This window comes from Duncaniella freteri, from assembly GCF_004766125.1.
GTDB classification, from domain to species: domain Bacteria; phylum Bacteroidota; class Bacteroidia; order Bacteroidales; family Muribaculaceae; genus Duncaniella; species Duncaniella freteri.
The window spans coordinates 570,972-586,388 of sequence record NZ_SJSA01000002.1 but is presented as its reverse complement, the minus strand read 5'-3'; the positions used below and the strand labels follow the sequence as shown (position 1 = coordinate 586,388).

Genomic DNA, 15,417 nt, shown 5'->3' with positions numbered 1-15,417 from the left:
TGCATCTTCTCTCTGTAAAATGATGTTCCTGCGAATAATTATAACAATATGCGCCATATTCCCGCTCATCACGTCGGCAAAACCGACGATTGATGAGCGGGATGTGGCGCGTATGCTTAAAAGGCTTGATAGCGAGTTGGAGAGGTGTGACATATATATAGAATCGCGCACACATACAATAGACTCACTTAAATCACTGCTTTCTAATAGGAAGTTGACTGAGTCGGAGCAGATCAGGTTGATGTTTCAGATAGGGGAGGAGTATAATGCATATAAGGTTGATTCGGCATTGATATTTTATAACCGAGGTTATGAGATGTCAAAAGAGCATGGCAATGACTCGATACGTACAAGATTTGCTATCAAACGAGCCACTTTTATGCCGCTGCTTCTGTTCATAACAAACGCACAGAGCATAATGGATTCCATATCAGAAGCGTCTGTCCCTAAAGGTATGAAAGCTGAGTATTACGATGCCAGAAGGCAGATGTACAATTACATCTCAAATTTCTATTCCGATTATTCCGAAGTCTACAGAGAATATCGAGACAGGGAAATAGAAAGCCAAAAAGCTCTTATCAAGGAGCTTAATCACGAAACTCCGCAGTACAGGCTGAACTATGTCGAACACCTGTTCTATTCGAGAAAGTTTGATATGGCGGAGAGGGAGCTTACGAGCCTTGTGGCGGATATTGATGACAAGAACCCATTGTATGCACGTGCGTGTCACCTGTTGTCGGACATCTCTAATGTCAATGGTGATTACCACGGGCGTATATATTACCTGGCATTGTCGGCTATATCTGATATAAGATGCGCTACCCTTGAGGTGTCATCTCTTCAGGAACTCGGGAGGTTGTTGTATAGTCGTGATGACATCAAAAGAGCACATGATTATCTGTCGCATGCTCTTCAGAACGCCGTGAACTGCAAGGTCGCACTCAGGATTATACAGACTTCTCAGGAGATGCCTATTATAGAAAATGCTCATAGATCACAGATTCAATCATTTCGTACCAGGATATTCGTTGTGATAGCTATCCTCGCTGTATTGCTGATAGCTCTCTATCTGACTTTCAAGACTGTTAAAAAGAAAAATGAGATACAGCATCGCATGTCATCAAAGCTTGCAGAGGCAAACAGGACAAAAGATGTGTATCTATCGCAATTCCTGAATCTTTGTTCGACTTATATGGACAATCTAAACCAATTCAGCAAGCTGGTCAATCGTAAGATTTCAGCCGGGAAAGGGGAGGACTTGTTGAAACTAACCAAGTCAGGAAAGTTTGTTGAGGAGCAGTCCAAGGAGTTCTATCGGATATTTGATGATGCTTTCCTGCATATATATCCGACTTTTGTGGAGGACGTGAACAGTCTTCTTCTGCCGGAAAAGAAACTTACTATGCGGGATGGTGAAAAGCTGAATACTGATCTCAGGATTCTCGCGCTGATGAGACTCGGCATAGAGGATACTTCGCGTATTGCTCAGATGTTGAATTATTCGGTCTATACGATATACACTTATCGTAACAAATTCAAGAGTAGGGCGATTGACAGAGACTCGTTTGAGGAGGAGGTGATGAGGATAAAATCAATATGATCAAATCTGACAATATTGGTCTTTTTCGTCCGTCAAGTGTTCTGTTTAGTCCTATTTCAATTGTCTGAAGTCTAAATATTACCTATATTTTTACGAATCCACTAAAAATATAAATAACTGAGCATTAATTATATACATTTAAAATGTCTTGTAAAATATCTCAATTTTAGTCTTGTCGGCTTGATATGGGATAGGATTGGTGCTAATTTTGCATTACGGATAAGTAAGCGACGCTTTAGATCCATTCGCAGAACACATAAGGAAAAAGGTTAATGGATGAAAACTTTTTGTATTATTTCATGTATGGAATACCGTAATCGAATTGCATAATAGTAAATGTGTTTTTATGTTAGGTTTGTAGAGTCTTATTGCTAAGACGACGAAGGAGTCACTCCGTGAGGAGGGGCTCCTTCGTATCCTTTTAGAGTGCCATGAATTTATTGCCTGGCATCTGAAAAATAGTTTTTGGAATATGGATATTTTTTACTAACTTCGCATGTTGTAACAAACACAAGGACTCACAATTCAGACACCGATGTTCACTCCTTTCTCATTAAATATCCGAGGTCGTTTATTTGAATACGACAAACCGGCGGTAATGGGCATTGTCAATGTCACTCCTGACTCGTTTTTCGCAGGTTCAAGATCCTCCACCATTCCGGAAATTGCAAAAAGAGTGGAGGAGATGATAACAGCAGGGGCGGATATGCTCGATTTAGGTGCTTATTCTTCGCGGCCGGGAGCCTCAGATGTCAGTGAGGAAGAGGAGTGTCGGCGAATAGCCTTGGGCATGAAAGTGATAAGGGATATCTCACAGGATATTCCAGTGTCGGTCGACACTTTCCGTGCCGGCGTGGCAAGAGAGGCTGTGGTGAATCTTGGTGCAGACATCGTAAATGACATCTCAGGAGGAGATCTTGATCAGGAGATGTGGGCAACAGTAGCGGATCTTAACGCCCCATACATACTCATGCACATGCGTGGCAATCCGTCAACAATGCAGGCTCTTACAGAATATCATGATGTAACAGCTGATGTGATATCGGACCTTTCTGAAAAGTTGCGTCGGTTACGCCTTATGGGAGTGTCGGATATTATCATTGATCCGGGTTTCGGATTCAGCAAGACTACAGAACAGAATTTCGAGATGATGCGCAATCTTCAACTGTTTAAGTCATCACTTGGAGCTCCTGTTCTTGTCGGAGTGTCGAGGAAGTCAATGATAACGAAGAGCCTCGGCATCACTCCGATGGAAGCGTTGCCTGGAACAATCGCGCTTGACACGATAGCTCTCACAAGAGGTGCTTCAATCCTCAGGGTTCATGATGTCAGCGAGGCGGTTGCGGCTGTTAGAATGTATGAATTATCCACATTATAATCTTAATACAAACACACGTGGACCAGTTTGGTATAAGAGATGCATTTGATATCGCGATAGTAGCCCTCCTGCTTTTTTATCTTTACAGGATAATGAAGGAGAGCGGCACTATAAACATATTTTTCGGAGTTCTTGCATTCATTGTGGTCTGGGTCCTGACTTCCCAGATACTGAATCTAAAACTCATAGGCACTATTCTGGACCAGTTCATGGGTATAGGGCTGCTTGTCATAGTTATATTGTTTCAGGACCAGATCAAGCGGTTCCTTGTGGAGCTTGGTGACCATAAGAGGTGGAGGTTCCTTAAAAATCTGTTCAGGCATGAAAAAAACAACAACGGTCAGGATGCACGCAAATATGTGCTCCCAATTGTGTATGCATGCATGAATATGGCAAAGACTAAGACAGGAGCATTGATTGTGATAAGGCAGGAGATGTCGCTGGAGTCCTATGAAAAGAGCGGAGATATAATTGATGCAGACATTAATTCCAGGTTGATAGAGAATATTTTTTTCAAGAACTCACCGCTTCACGATGGAGCCATGATCGTCGATCGAGGCAGGATATGCAGCGCAGGGTGTATTCTCCCGGTAAGCCATGACCGCAATGTCCCGAGAGCTCTCGGATTGCGGCATAGGTCGGCACTTGGCATCTCGCAAGCTACCGATGCTTTTGCAATAGTAGTGTCGGAGGAGACCGGGAACATCTCTGTTGCACATAAAGGAGTGCTTCACACCCGCCTTAGCTCGACTGACCTTGAACATCGGCTTTCGCAGATTATGGTCAATGATTAAGTGGGCTGCACGCTTTTGCCGATTTGGGAAATTTTTAGTAATTTTGTAGACAGAAAAAGAAAATAATAACATCAGATATGTCAGAAGAAGAAAAGTTGAGAGAAGAACAATACAGTGCCAGCAATATTCAGGTTCTCGAAGGACTTGAGGCCGTCAGGAAACGCCCCGCGATGTATATCGGCGATATCAGCGCGAAGGGCCTTCACCATCTTGTGTATGAGGTTGTGGATAACTCCATCGATGAGGCACTGGCAGGGTATGCTTCTCATATCGAAGTGACTATAAACACCGACAATTCCATCACCGTTGTCGATAACGGCCGTGGAATCCCAGTAGATATGCACGAAAAAGAGCACAAGAGTGCACTTGAGGTGGTATTGACTGTGCTTCATGCCGGTGGAAAGTTTGATAAAGGGAGCTATAAGGTGTCAGGTGGCCTGCATGGTGTGGGTGTGAGCTGTGTGAATGCTCTTTCGACCTATCTTCGTGCTGAGGTACGCCGTTCCGGCAAGATATATATGCAGGAATATTCATGCGGCAAACCTACTACCGAACTCCAGGTGGTAGGGGATAGTGATACTACAGGTACCACCATTACATTCAGGCCGGATGACTCCATATTCACCGTTACTGAATATGACTATAACACTCTTGCTATACGTCTGCGAGATCTCGCATTCCTTAATGCCGGTATCACATTGACTCTTACAGACAAGCGTAATCTTGATTCGGAGGGGAATCCTCGTAGCGAGACTTTCTATTCCAAGGACGGTCTTCGTGAATTTGTTGAATACATCGACTCCAACAAAGAATCTCTTATAAATGACGTGGTACATCTTAACACCGAGCGTCAAGGGATACCTGTGGAAGTTGCTCTGACTTACAACAGTACATACAACGAGAATGTACATTCGTTTGTAAACAACATCAATACCATAGAGGGGGGCACACATCTCACAGGCTTCCGCCGCGGACTCACCACTACACTGAAAAAATATGCGGAAGAGCATAAACTTCTTGACAAGGTGAAGGTTGATGTCGCCGGTGACGATTTCCGTGAAGGACTTACCGCTGTTATTTCAGTCAAAGTGCTTGAGCCACAGTTTGAGGGTCAGACAAAAACCAAACTTGGCAATAGTGAAGTTGCCGGTGCTGTTTCTTCTGCTGTCAGCGAAGCTCTGCGGTATTACCTTGAGGAGCACCCGAAACAGGCAAAAACTATTGTAGAGAAAATAGCTCTTGCTGCACAGGCACGTCATGCAGCCTACAATGCACGCAATAAGGTGCTTCGCAAATCACCCCTCTCCGGAGGCGGTCTTCCAGGCAAGCTTGCTGATTGTTCCTCACGTCATGCAGAGGATTGCGAGCTGTTTCTTGTCGAGGGTGACTCCGCAGGCGGAACAGCAAAGCAGGGACGAGATCGCACCTTCCAGGCAATACTTCCGCTGCGAGGCAAGATCCTGAATGTGGAGAAAGCTATGGACCACAAGATCCTTGATAACCAGGAGATCACTAACCTGTACAGAGCTATGCGAGTGTCGATCGGAACTGAAGAGGATCCCAAGGAGATAAATCTTTCAAAACTTGCCTATCACAAGATCATAATCATGACCGATGCCGATGTCGACGGAAGCCATATCGCCACATTGCTTATGACATTCTTCTTCCGCCGTATGCGCCCGATTATCGAGCAGGGATATCTCTATCTTGCCACACCTCCGTTGTATAAGTGCTCACGTGGCAAAAATGAGGAGTATTGCTGGACTGACGCCCAGGTGCAGCAGTTCATAGCTGTGAACGGTGAAAAGACTAAGGTGCAGCGTTACAAGGGTCTCGGTGAGATGTCGGCTGAAGAGCTCCGTGACACCACAATGGACCCGGAACAGCGACTGCTCAAGCAGGTGAACATTACTGATGCTGCTGAGGCTGACCGAATCTTCTCCATGCTAATGGGTGAAGATGTGGCTCCTCGCCGTGATTTCATCGAATCCAACGCCAATTATGCGAATATTGACGCATAAAGCAAGGAGCGGTGAACCTTTTTGCGGCAAACAATATTATTAAGTTATAATTAGTGGGACCAAGTCCCTGTATAATATCATCCACTATGTCAAAATCATCTTCAGGAAATGCTTCAGGACGCAAGGCGTCAGCCTTGAATAAAAAAGTCGGGGAGTTTGTGTCCCAACAAAAAGGCAATACCTATAATTATAGGCAAGTCTCTCACGCCATCGGAGCATCAACAGCCGCACAGCAGCGCAATGTGGCACTACTGCTTGTTGAGATGGCATTCAATGGTGATATTATAGAGGTCTCACCAGGAAAATACAAGTCTCCACAAAGAGGCAATGAGGCTGTAGGGACCTTTGTCCGCCGAAACAACGGTAAGAATTCGGTTGTCACCGACAATGATGGTGAGACTCTTATGATTGCAGAGCGCAATTCCATGCATGCCCTCAATGGGGACAAAGTGCGTGTAAATATAGCTGCTCATCGTCGGGGAGCCGAGCCGGAAGCTGAGGTGATCGAGATTATAGAGAAGAAAGAGCAGACCTTCATCGGAACTCTAAAAGTGGAGCGTCATTTCGGATATCTGCTCACGGATTCGAAATTTCTCGCCACGGATATCTTTATACCAAAAAGTAAGCTTAAAGGTGGAAAGACTGGCGACAAGGCTGTGGTAAGAATCTCTGAATGGAAACAGGATTTCAAGAATCCTTCTGGCGAGGTGATCGATATTCTTGGTGAAGCCGGAGAGAACAATGCCGAGATCCATGCAATCCTTGCGGAATTCGGACTGCCTTACAAGTATCCGTCATCTGTAGAGACCGCCGCCAACAAGATTGAGGCCGGCATAACCGATGAAGAGGTGGAGAAGCGCATGGATATGCGTGATGTGCTCACTTTCACTATTGACCCCGCAGATGCTAAGGATTTTGATGACGCGCTGTCATTCAGGGTCCTGCCTAATGGACGTTATGAAGTGGGTGTTCACATTGCTGATGTGACCCATTATGTCAAGCCTGACGGAATCATCGACAAGGAGGCTCAGAAGCGAGCCACATCCGTATATCTTGTGGACCGTGTCGTGCCTATGCTCCCGGAGCATCTCTGCAATGGGATATGCTCTCTTCGTCCTGATGAAGAGAAACTGGCATTCTCTGTGATATTTGAGATGGATGCGCAGGCTCGCGTGTACAACTCAATGATTGCAAGAACTGTAATCAAGTCCAATCGTCGATTCAGTTACGAGGAGGCTCAAAGCGTGATAGAGACCGGAATGGGTGATTGCGTGGAAGCTATCCTTGCGCTTGATTCGATGGCTAAACAGCTGAGAAAGGAACGTTACGAAGAGGGTTCGGTGGAATTTGACCGTGCCGAGGTGAAATTTGAAATTTCTCCGGATGGAACACCTTTAGGAGTGTTCTTCAAAGTGTCGAAAGATGCCAATAAGCTTATTGAGGAGTTCATGCTGCTTGCCAATAAGACAGTCGCATCATATGTCGGGAAACCAAAGGACAAGAAAAAGCCAAAAGCTTTTGTGTATCGTATCCATGATGTTCCGGATGCCCAACGCCTTGCCGATTTTTCAGCCATAGCCCGCGGCTTTGGCTATAAAGTCAAGTCATCAGGAACTCCGCGAGAGATCAATAGGTCAATAAACAGGATGCTTGCCGAAGTGAAAGGAAAGGGAGAAGAAAATTATCTTGCCACCCTTGCCATCCGTTCAATGGCAAAAGCTATATATTCGACTGAAAACATAGGGCATTATGGTCTCGGTTTCGATTACTATACGCATTTCACATCTCCTATTCGCAGATATCCGGATATGATGGTGCATCGCCTGCTGGAGCGTTATCTTGCCGGTGGCAGAAGCGTGGTTGTACAGAAACTTGAGGAGCAGTGTAAGCATTCAAGCGAAATGGAACAGCTGGCAGCAAGTGCCGAGCGTGCGTCCATCAAGTACAAACAGGTAGAGTACATGCAGTCACACCTCGGAGAGACGTATTCCGGAATCATTTCGGGTGTCACCGAGTGGGGTCTGTATGTGGAGCTGAAAGAGAATCTTTGTGAGGGACTTATACCCATGAGGGATCTTGCTGACGATTATTATGATTTCGATGAAAAGAACCATTGCCTGGTAGGCCGTCGTCACAATCATCGTTACAGGCTTGGTGACAATGTGGATGTCAAGGTTGCTCGTGCCGATCTGGAAAAGAAGCAACTTGATTTTGTCCTGTTGGATGACAAAGGCCTGGCTATAAAGGGCGAGGACTACATGGGTAAGAAGGCGTCAGTTAGAGAAGCTCTTGCCGATAAGTCGCATGGGAAGAAGAAACGCCGCCGTAAATAACCCATACCTCCATTTTTAATCCGACCAATCATAATTGCAATGAAAGAGTATAATGAATATCTACAGATCGTGACGGATGCCATATCCAATCTGAGATTGCCCGGACATCCAAGCGGTCTGTATGATCCAATACGCTACACCCTCAATTGCGGAGGAAAGAGACTTCGGCCAGTGCTTGCCCTTGCTGCTTGTGAGGCATTTGGCAAAGAGGCTATGACTGCCATACATCAGGCTATAGCAATAGAGATGTTTCATAACTTCACTCTTCTTCATGATGATGTGATGGATAAGGCTGAGGTGCGTCGAGGTCGTCCTACTGTTCATGTTAAATGGAATGAAGAGACTGCCATCCTTTCAGGCGATGCGATGCTTACGACCGCAAATATGCTGCTTGCTGTGAAATGCGGCGAACGGCTTCCGCAAGCTCTTGAGCTATTCAATGGCACAGCCATGAATATCTATGAGGGTCAGCAGTATGATATGGATTTTGAGAGCCGTACAGATGTTACAGTCGAGGAGTATATGGAGATGATACGTCTTAAGACATCAGTGCTACTCGGATGTGCTTGCGGGATGGGCGCGCTTATGGCTGATGCCCCTTTCGAAACTCAGGTGCGGTTCTTTGATTTCGGAGTCAATCTTGGGCTTGCATTTCAGCTTCAGGATGATTATCTTGACACTTATGGAGACCCAGAGACATTCGGAAAATCTATTGGCGGAGACATTCTGAACGACAAGAAGACATGGCTTCTTATAATGGCTATGAATGAGGATAAGTCAGGTCGAATAAAATCTATGCTTGGTACCACTGACGATCCTGAGTCAAAGATAAAAGCTGTAAGGAGTATCTATGACGAGCTTGATCTTCCCCAGCGTATCCACGAACTGATAAGCGCATATATCGATACTGCAATAAAATGTCTCGATCATCTGGAACTTGCTCCTGAGGCCCGCTCATTCTTTATGGATCTTGCTCTAAAGTCAGCCACCAGGAACAAATGACGCTATTTGATTCTCATACTCATTTATATCTTCCTGAATTTGAAGAGGACAGATATGAGGCTGTCAACAGGGCGATTGATGCCGGTGTAACCCGCATGCTGTTGCCTAATGTGGATTGCGGCACAATTGAGCCCATGAAACAACTTCATAGATTATATCCTGACAATACATTCATGGCCATGGGGCTGCATCCCACAGAAGTGGGGCCGGACTGGAGGGATAGTATTGAAATTGTGTCGAAAGAACTTGGCTGTGATGACTATGTGGGAATCGGAGAGATCGGTATAGACCTTTATTGGGACAGGACTTTTGAGAAGGAACAAATGGAAACATTCGATATTCAGGTAAATTGGGCCGTCGAAAAAAATCTTCCGATAATCGTTCATTGTAGAGATGGTCTTGACCAAGTGATAGAGGTGCTTGGCGGATACAAAGGGAATGTGAAAGGTGTATTCCATAGCTTCGGAGGCTCTCCTGATGATGTTGAAAAGATAAGAAAAACCGGGGACTATTATTTCGGGATCAATGGGATAGTTACGTTTAAGAATTCAATGCTTCGTGCTACTCTTCCATCAATAGGGCTTGAAAGATTATTGCTGGAGACCGATTCTCCATATCTTGCTCCGGTTCCCAGACGCGGCAAGCGGAACGAAAGTTCATATATGGTATATACTGCTCACGTTGTAGCAGATTCACTGGGGATTGATATTAACGAAGTTGCATCCGCTACTACCGCTAATGCGGAGAAACTGTTCTTAATGTAACGACTAATTTCTTATTGTCATCGTTTAATTGATATGAGAAACTATTTATTGTCATTGCTCTTTTCCCTGCCTTTATTGCTGAGTGCCCAACAGCAACAGGAGTGGGTGCTTGTTAATATACCGGTAGCCTGCATTAGAGAGGGGAGCAGTCATGCTTCAGAGATGTCGTCTCAATCCATAATGGGCACACCAATGAAAGTTCTTGAGGACAATGGCAGTGAATGGCTTAAGCTTGAAGGTCCGGACGGATACACTGGTTATATGAACATATCGAGTGTCAAAAGGCTCAGCGACACCGAGATGCAGAATTGGAAAAATTCATCAAGACTTGCTGTCACATCAATGTCAGAGGTCAAGGTTATCAGAGATACTTTAATTTCTTCTCCCAGGAATACAGTAACAGAACTGGTGAACGGCTCGATTGTAAACGGCAAAAAGAGTAGGGGACGGTTCAGTCATGTCACACTGCCTGACGGAAGGGATGGATGGGTATCTACGGACTGTGTAAGCAGTATTGAAGATTGGGCGTCACAACCATTCGAAGCTCAAAAGATACTTGACCGATGCTATTATCTATACGGAGCCCCTTATCTGTGGGGGGCATGCTCGACAAAATCGGTGGATTGCTCCGGACTTGTCAGGGTGGCTTACTATGGAAACGGAATCCTTACATTACGTGATGCACGCCAGCAGATAAATATCGGACGACGAATAGAGCCGGAGGATATTTCATCACTTCGTCCAGCCGATCTATTGTTCTTCAGTGCCACTCCTGACGGAAGAATATCACATGTTGCATTATATGATTCCGAAGGAAAATATATCCATTCCTCAGGCAGAGTAAAGTGTAATTATATGCGGGCTGATGACTCGGATTTTTCAGCAAGGGTGTATCGTGGAGCATCAAGAATCGAAGGAGAAATCTCGTCAGAAGGAATTTGGCAAATCATAAATCATCCATGGTACTTTTGATACAACGTTAAAATCCAAAAACAATGATAACTTTCATAATCTGCCTTTCACTTCTTATCATAGCATATTTTACATATGGCAGCTATCTTGAACGGCTCGCCGAAGCTGATGATGCAAATGTGACTCCTGCCATAAGAATGGAGGATGGTGTTGACTATATAAAGCTTCCGCGCTGGAGGGTATTTTTGATACAGTTGCTTAACATTGCCGGTACAGGACCGATATTTGGAGCCATACTCGGCGCATGTTTCGGTCCCGTAGCATTTTTATGGATCACTCTCGGTTGCATATTCTTCGGTGCCATGCATGATTATCTGTCGGGAATGCTGATACTCCGCCATGATGGAAAGAGTCTTCCGGAAGTCATAGGAGAGTATCTTGGAATGGGTACGCGAGCAGTGGTAAGAGTGTTTTCCATCGCACTTCTTGTTCTTGTCGGAGCTGTGTTTATCCTTAGCCCGGCACAACTTCTCTCTACGATGGTAAGCGACGTCACTCAGCAGGTATGGGTCTATATAATACTCGCGTATTACATAATAGCCACATTGCTTCCGGTGGATAAAGTCATTGGCAAGATTTACCCATTGTTCGGTGTTGCATTAGTCGCTATGGCTGCCGGACTTCTTGTTGTCCTTCTGTCAGGAGAATACGAAATTCCAGAACTTACCACTTTCCATAATTTCCAACTTGACCCTGAGGCACTTCCGATTATACCGACATTGTTTATTACCATAGCTTGCGGTGCCATATCCGGATTCCATGCCACACAGTCACCATTGATGGCAAGGTGTGTGGCAAGCGAGAAGAAATGCAAGTCGGTGTTCTACGGCTCGATGATTTCAGAAGGTATCATCGCCTTGATATGGGCGGCGATAGCCATGGCATTTTTTCATGGGCCGGCGGCACTTGGAGAACAATTGTCAGCACATGGAAATAATGCAGCTTGGGCTGTCGATGTGATATCCAATACCACTCTTGGCAAGGTGGGTGCAATTCTTGCCCTTCTCGGTGTTGTTGCAGCCCCGATAACATCGGGTGATACGGCTTTCCGTGGTGCAAGGCTTATAATTGCCGACATTTTCAGTTATAATCAACGTCCAATCCTTAACCGCATGATTGTATGCATACCTCTTTTTATAATCGGATTCGGAATCACTTTAGTCGAGTTCGGTGTGGTATGGAGATATTTTGCATGGGCTAATCAGACTCTTGCTGTATTCACACTGTGGACCATATATGTATGGCTTGTGCGCAGGAAGAAAAACTTTTGGGTAGCTTTGATCCCGGCTATTGTTATGACATTCATATCCACTTACTTTGTGTTTCTCTCACCTCAGTTCATGGGTGTCACCGATAAGTTGATATCAGCTCCTTTAGGAGTAATCTCGACAATTGTGATTACATTTTTCGCATATAAGAAAGCTTATAAAAATAATCCAGAATGACTATACTTAACACAACATATTACGTTCATGAAACTGTAGATGCTGAATTCCGCAGATGGGTGACAGATGTCTATTTCCCTTCAGCCCTCAATATCGGAGGACTTGTCAAGCCTGTTTTTGCGAGGATATCCATGCCGCCACAAGAGGGTATGTCAGGTTATGCTGTGCAACTGATGGCTGAAAATAAAGAGACTGCTGAACTGTGGCATGACAATCATGCTGCTGATCTGCGTGCAAAGCTCTCAGGTCTGATGGGAGAAAAAATGCTGTTTTTCACCACTTACATGGAGATTCTCAATCCGTAATGGACGTAAAGGATTTTGACAAAATCATCATAGGAATTGACCCCGGCACCAATGTCATGGGCTATGGTGTTCTTGGGATAAAAGGGAAGAAACCGATGCTTATTGCATTAGGTGTTATAAAGTTAAGCAATTTTGAAAGTCATTACCTGCGTCTGCGTAGGATTTATGATCGAGTATTGGGACTTGTCGAACAATATCTTCCTGATGAAATGGCAATTGAGGCTCCATTCTTTGGCAAGAATGTTCAATCGATGCTCAAGCTTGGACGAGCTCAGGGGGTCGCTATGGCAGCCGCCTTATCGCGTGATATTCCGATAGTAGAGTATGAGCCGAGAAAAATCAAGATGGCAATCACAGGCAACGGAGGTGCCTCAAAAGAACAAGTCAGAGAAATGCTTCGACGCATTCTTTCAATACCTCTATCACAGCTTGATGAACTTGAACTTGATGCGACAGATGGTCTTGCCGCCGCTCTCTGTCATTACTACGAATCCTCAAAGCCCGCAATAGCTGCCGGACCGAAGTCCTGGAAAGATTTTATAGCTAAGAATCCCGATAAAGTGAAGATGTGATTTATCTGACTCCTATCTTTTTGCCTATATGGGATATAACTTTCTTCATATGTATAAAAAGGGTAGGGAGGAGACCATAATAATGCGACATGATGTTGAATCTCTCAATAAGAGATGCGACATGATGTTGAGTTGTTGTCCCCCCATGCAGGAAATCGATTACAGTCTCATTCAGGTAATAGTTGCGGTGTGAACGTTGAAGGCATCTGATACACCACTCATAATCGGCAGAATACCTGATGCGAGTATCATAATTATTGGTGATTTTTCGAAGTACACAGAATGCCTGGTGACATACAAGCATTCCATCTTTAAAACTATCAAGGGTCAACACTTCAGGGGCTAGTAAATGTCGGTCGCCCAGGCGGTTGCGATCTTTGTCAACAATGTCGGTCTGACCATATACAATACCCGGATAATCATTATCCATAATGGCATCGGCAAGGTGTTCGAGAGTCTCTTTCGAATGAAACGAGTCTCCTGCATTAAGAAATATTACATAATCACCTTGAGCCAATCCAAGTCCTTTATTCATTGCATCATATATGCCACGGTCCTTTTCTGAAACAATTTCAGTGTTATTGATATTCGCGTCTTGAACTATCTTGACAGTTGCATCGGATGATTTACCATCTATAATGATCAATTCATAGAGATGACAAGTCTGTTCTTTAATGCTTTTGAGCGTTGCGGGAAGAACATCCTCAGCATTATATGTAACTGTGATGATAGAAAACAGCGGTTGCATATAGTAAATTTTTGAAATGATAAGTAACTTTCTGACAAAAATATATTAAATAATATAATTATCCAAATATTTGGATAATTATTCAGCCAATAGGAGTATCATTAAAAGAACGCATTTGACTTTCTCATAATCAGTATTATGTTAAATAGAATTTTAATATATTTATTCTGTCCGCCTATCCCACTGTGTCATTCGTTCTTAAAAAGACTTAATTTGAGGGTGCTGTATTGCATATTATTGTAAAATAGACTACCTTTGACCCAACTATTGTTTCGACTATTCATTATATATTATATATATAACAGCGCGTAATGGACGCACCAGAATTAGATTATACAGAAATAGCTCCGTATGACGATTCGCAATTTGCCGAGCGAGTTGCAGAGATGGTCAAGGAACCGGGATTTGAACATGCTGTCAGATGGGTCCTGCCCGATGTAGATTATGAACAGTTTGTCAGCCTTCTTCGCAGCACTCGCACCAAGAAGGATTTTCAGATAAATATAATGCAAAAGTTCCTTGAGGAGCTTGAAGCGCACACCTCTGCAGGAATAACAATGTCAGGACTTGAGAATGTCAAGCCGGAATTGTCGTATGCTTTTGTTTCCAATCATAGAGATATAGTACTTGATGCATCATTCATAAATCTCTGTTTCCTGAGACACGGAATGAGAACGTCAGAAGTAGCAATCGGTGATAACCTACTGATATACGACTGGATAACGCATCTGGTAAAACTTAACGGCAGTTTTATCGTCAAACGTAATCTGCCGGCTCGCCAAGCTCTTGAAGGAGCAAAACAACTTTCGGCATATATCCACTATGCAATCACCGGCAAACATGAGAGCATATGGATAGCCCAGCGTCAAGGCCGTGCAAAGGATTCGAGCGACCATACTCAGGAGAGTGTCATAAAGATGCTGGCACTTGGTGGTCAAGGCTCTGTGTCAGAGAGACTTGCTGAACTAAACATATTCCCGGTGTCTATATCCTATGAATATGACCCTAACGATTATTTAAAGACTCGCGAGTATCTGTTGAAGCATAGAGATCCAGCCTTTAAGAAAAGCCAGCATGATGATCTGTTCTCCATGGAGACTGGTCTTATGGGCTATAAGGGCCGGGTGCATATAGCATTTTCATCCTGCATATCCTCCCTTATTGAAAGTATTTCTGCCGATACCGATAAGCAGGAAGTATATCGCAGAGTGTGCCATAGTATCGATTGCGGAATACACGGAGGATACAAGATATTCCCTATCAACTATGTGTCCTATGATCGAGCTTTCGACAGTGATATGTACTCTGACAGATATTCTTCTGAGGAGGCCGCAAAAGTGACAGCTTATATAGAAGGACAGCTTGATAAGATAGATGTTCCTGATATAACTGTCCAGGAGCGGAACTTTATGCGCACTTATATGTATACAATGTATGCAAATCCTTTGCGCAATAAATTGATTGCTGCCGGATATTGCTGATG

General features: G+C 44.2%; 13 protein-coding genes. 12 read left to right on the top strand and 1 reads right to left on the bottom strand.

Annotated elements, in window-relative coordinates:
- Nucleotides 1-19 precede the first annotated feature (19 nt).
- The 11 genes from EZ315_RS12650 (at nt 20) to ruvC (ending at nt 13,186) form a co-directional block, all read left to right on the top strand.
- Nucleotides 20-1,600 carry a DUF6377 domain-containing protein gene (locus EZ315_RS12650; protein ID WP_135472394.1) on the top strand — a complete coding sequence of 527 codons (1,581 nt, stop codon included), beginning with the start codon at nt 20-22 and terminating at the stop codon, nt 1,598-1,600.
- A 598-nt stretch (nt 1,601-2,198) separates the two neighbouring features.
- Nucleotides 2,199-2,978 (top strand): dihydropteroate synthase, encoded by a 780-nt coding sequence (gene folP / locus EZ315_RS12645; RefSeq protein ID WP_242452601.1) that lies wholly within the window; start codon nt 2,199-2,201, stop codon nt 2,976-2,978.
- Nucleotides 2,979-2,995: 17 nt separating this feature from the next.
- A complete protein-coding gene (gene cdaA, locus EZ315_RS12640; RefSeq protein WP_135472392.1) occupies nt 2,996-3,772 on the top strand; it encodes a diadenylate cyclase CdaA in 777 nt (258 codons plus the stop codon).
- Nucleotides 3,773-3,849: 77 nt separating this feature from the next.
- Nucleotides 3,850-5,793, top strand: coding sequence for a DNA topoisomerase (ATP-hydrolyzing) subunit B (gene gyrB / locus EZ315_RS12635; RefSeq protein ID WP_135472391.1), 1,944 nt, complete (start codon nt 3,850-3,852; stop codon nt 5,791-5,793).
- 86 nt (nt 5,794-5,879) lie between these two features.
- Nucleotides 5,880-8,126, top strand: coding sequence for a ribonuclease R (rnr, locus tag EZ315_RS12630; protein WP_135472390.1), 2,247 nt, complete (start codon nt 5,880-5,882; stop codon nt 8,124-8,126).
- A 39-nt stretch (nt 8,127-8,165) separates the two neighbouring features.
- The gene (locus tag EZ315_RS12625; RefSeq protein ID WP_135472389.1) at nt 8,166-9,128 is read left to right on the top strand and encodes a polyprenyl synthetase family protein; all 963 of its coding nucleotides are present in this window, start codon (nt 8,166-8,168) and stop codon (nt 9,126-9,128) included.
- Entirely contained in the window at nt 9,125-9,892 is a 768-nt protein-coding gene (locus EZ315_RS12620; RefSeq protein WP_135472388.1) for a TatD family hydrolase, read from the top strand. Before EZ315_RS12625 ends, EZ315_RS12620 begins: the two co-directional genes overlap by 4 nt.
- Nucleotides 9,893-9,925: 33 nt before the next feature.
- Complete coding sequence (locus EZ315_RS12615; protein ID WP_135472387.1) at nt 9,926-10,864, top strand: C40 family peptidase; 939 nt, start codon at nt 9,926-9,928, stop codon at nt 10,862-10,864.
- 23 nt (nt 10,865-10,887) lie between these two features.
- Nucleotides 10,888-12,309, top strand: coding sequence for a carbon starvation CstA family protein (locus EZ315_RS12610; protein ID WP_135472386.1), 1,422 nt, complete (start codon nt 10,888-10,890; stop codon nt 12,307-12,309).
- Nucleotides 12,306-12,614 carry a DUF4286 family protein gene (locus tag EZ315_RS12605; protein WP_135472385.1) on the top strand — a complete coding sequence of 103 codons (309 nt, stop codon included), beginning with the start codon at nt 12,306-12,308 and terminating at the stop codon, nt 12,612-12,614. Before EZ315_RS12610 ends, EZ315_RS12605 begins: the two co-directional genes overlap by 4 nt.
- Nucleotides 12,614-13,186 carry a crossover junction endodeoxyribonuclease RuvC gene (gene ruvC / locus EZ315_RS12600; protein ID WP_135472384.1) on the top strand — a complete coding sequence of 191 codons (573 nt, stop codon included), beginning with the start codon at nt 12,614-12,616 and terminating at the stop codon, nt 13,184-13,186. Before EZ315_RS12605 ends, ruvC begins: the two co-directional genes overlap by 1 nt.
- Before the next feature lies 1 nt (nt 13,187).
- Here the strand turns inward: ruvC and EZ315_RS12595 are convergent, their stop codons facing one another.
- Nucleotides 13,188-13,934, bottom strand: a complete 747-nt coding sequence (locus EZ315_RS12595) for a glycosyltransferase family 2 protein (RefSeq protein WP_135472383.1) — start codon at nt 13,932-13,934, stop codon at nt 13,188-13,190.
- A 311-nt stretch (nt 13,935-14,245) separates the two neighbouring features.
- Here EZ315_RS12595 and EZ315_RS12590 point away from each other — a divergent pair, with 311 nt between their 5' ends.
- Nucleotides 14,246-15,415: an acyltransferase gene (locus EZ315_RS12590; RefSeq protein ID WP_135472382.1), complete on the top strand. Its 1,170-nt coding sequence runs from the start codon at nt 14,246-14,248 to the stop codon at nt 15,413-15,415.
- Nucleotides 15,416-15,417: the final 2 nt, after the last annotated feature.

Coding starts and splice junctions, on each gene's coding strand:
- EZ315_RS12590 (WP_135472382.1), top strand. CDS start 14,246: ATGGACGCACCAGAATTAGATTATACAGAAATAGCTCCGTATGACGAT.
- EZ315_RS12615 (WP_135472387.1), top strand. CDS start 9,926: ATGAGAAACTATTTATTGTCATTGCTCTTTTCCCTGCCTTTATTGCTG.
- folP (WP_242452601.1), top strand. CDS start 2,199: ATGGGCATTGTCAATGTCACTCCTGACTCGTTTTTCGCAGGTTCAAGA.
- EZ315_RS12625 (WP_135472389.1), top strand. CDS start 8,166: ATGAAAGAGTATAATGAATATCTACAGATCGTGACGGATGCCATATCC.
- EZ315_RS12595 (WP_135472383.1), bottom strand. CDS start 13,934: ATGCAACCGCTGTTTTCTATCATCACAGTTACATATAATGCTGAGGAT.
- EZ315_RS12620 (WP_135472388.1), top strand. CDS start 9,125: ATGACGCTATTTGATTCTCATACTCATTTATATCTTCCTGAATTTGAA.
- EZ315_RS12610 (WP_135472386.1), top strand. CDS start 10,888: ATGATAACTTTCATAATCTGCCTTTCACTTCTTATCATAGCATATTTT.
- EZ315_RS12650 (WP_135472394.1), top strand. CDS start 20: ATGATGTTCCTGCGAATAATTATAACAATATGCGCCATATTCCCGCTC.
- rnr (WP_135472390.1), top strand. CDS start 5,880: ATGTCAAAATCATCTTCAGGAAATGCTTCAGGACGCAAGGCGTCAGCC.
- ruvC (WP_135472384.1), top strand. CDS start 12,614: ATGGACGTAAAGGATTTTGACAAAATCATCATAGGAATTGACCCCGGC.
- EZ315_RS12605 (WP_135472385.1), top strand. CDS start 12,306: ATGACTATACTTAACACAACATATTACGTTCATGAAACTGTAGATGCT.
- gyrB (WP_135472391.1), top strand. CDS start 3,850: ATGTCAGAAGAAGAAAAGTTGAGAGAAGAACAATACAGTGCCAGCAAT.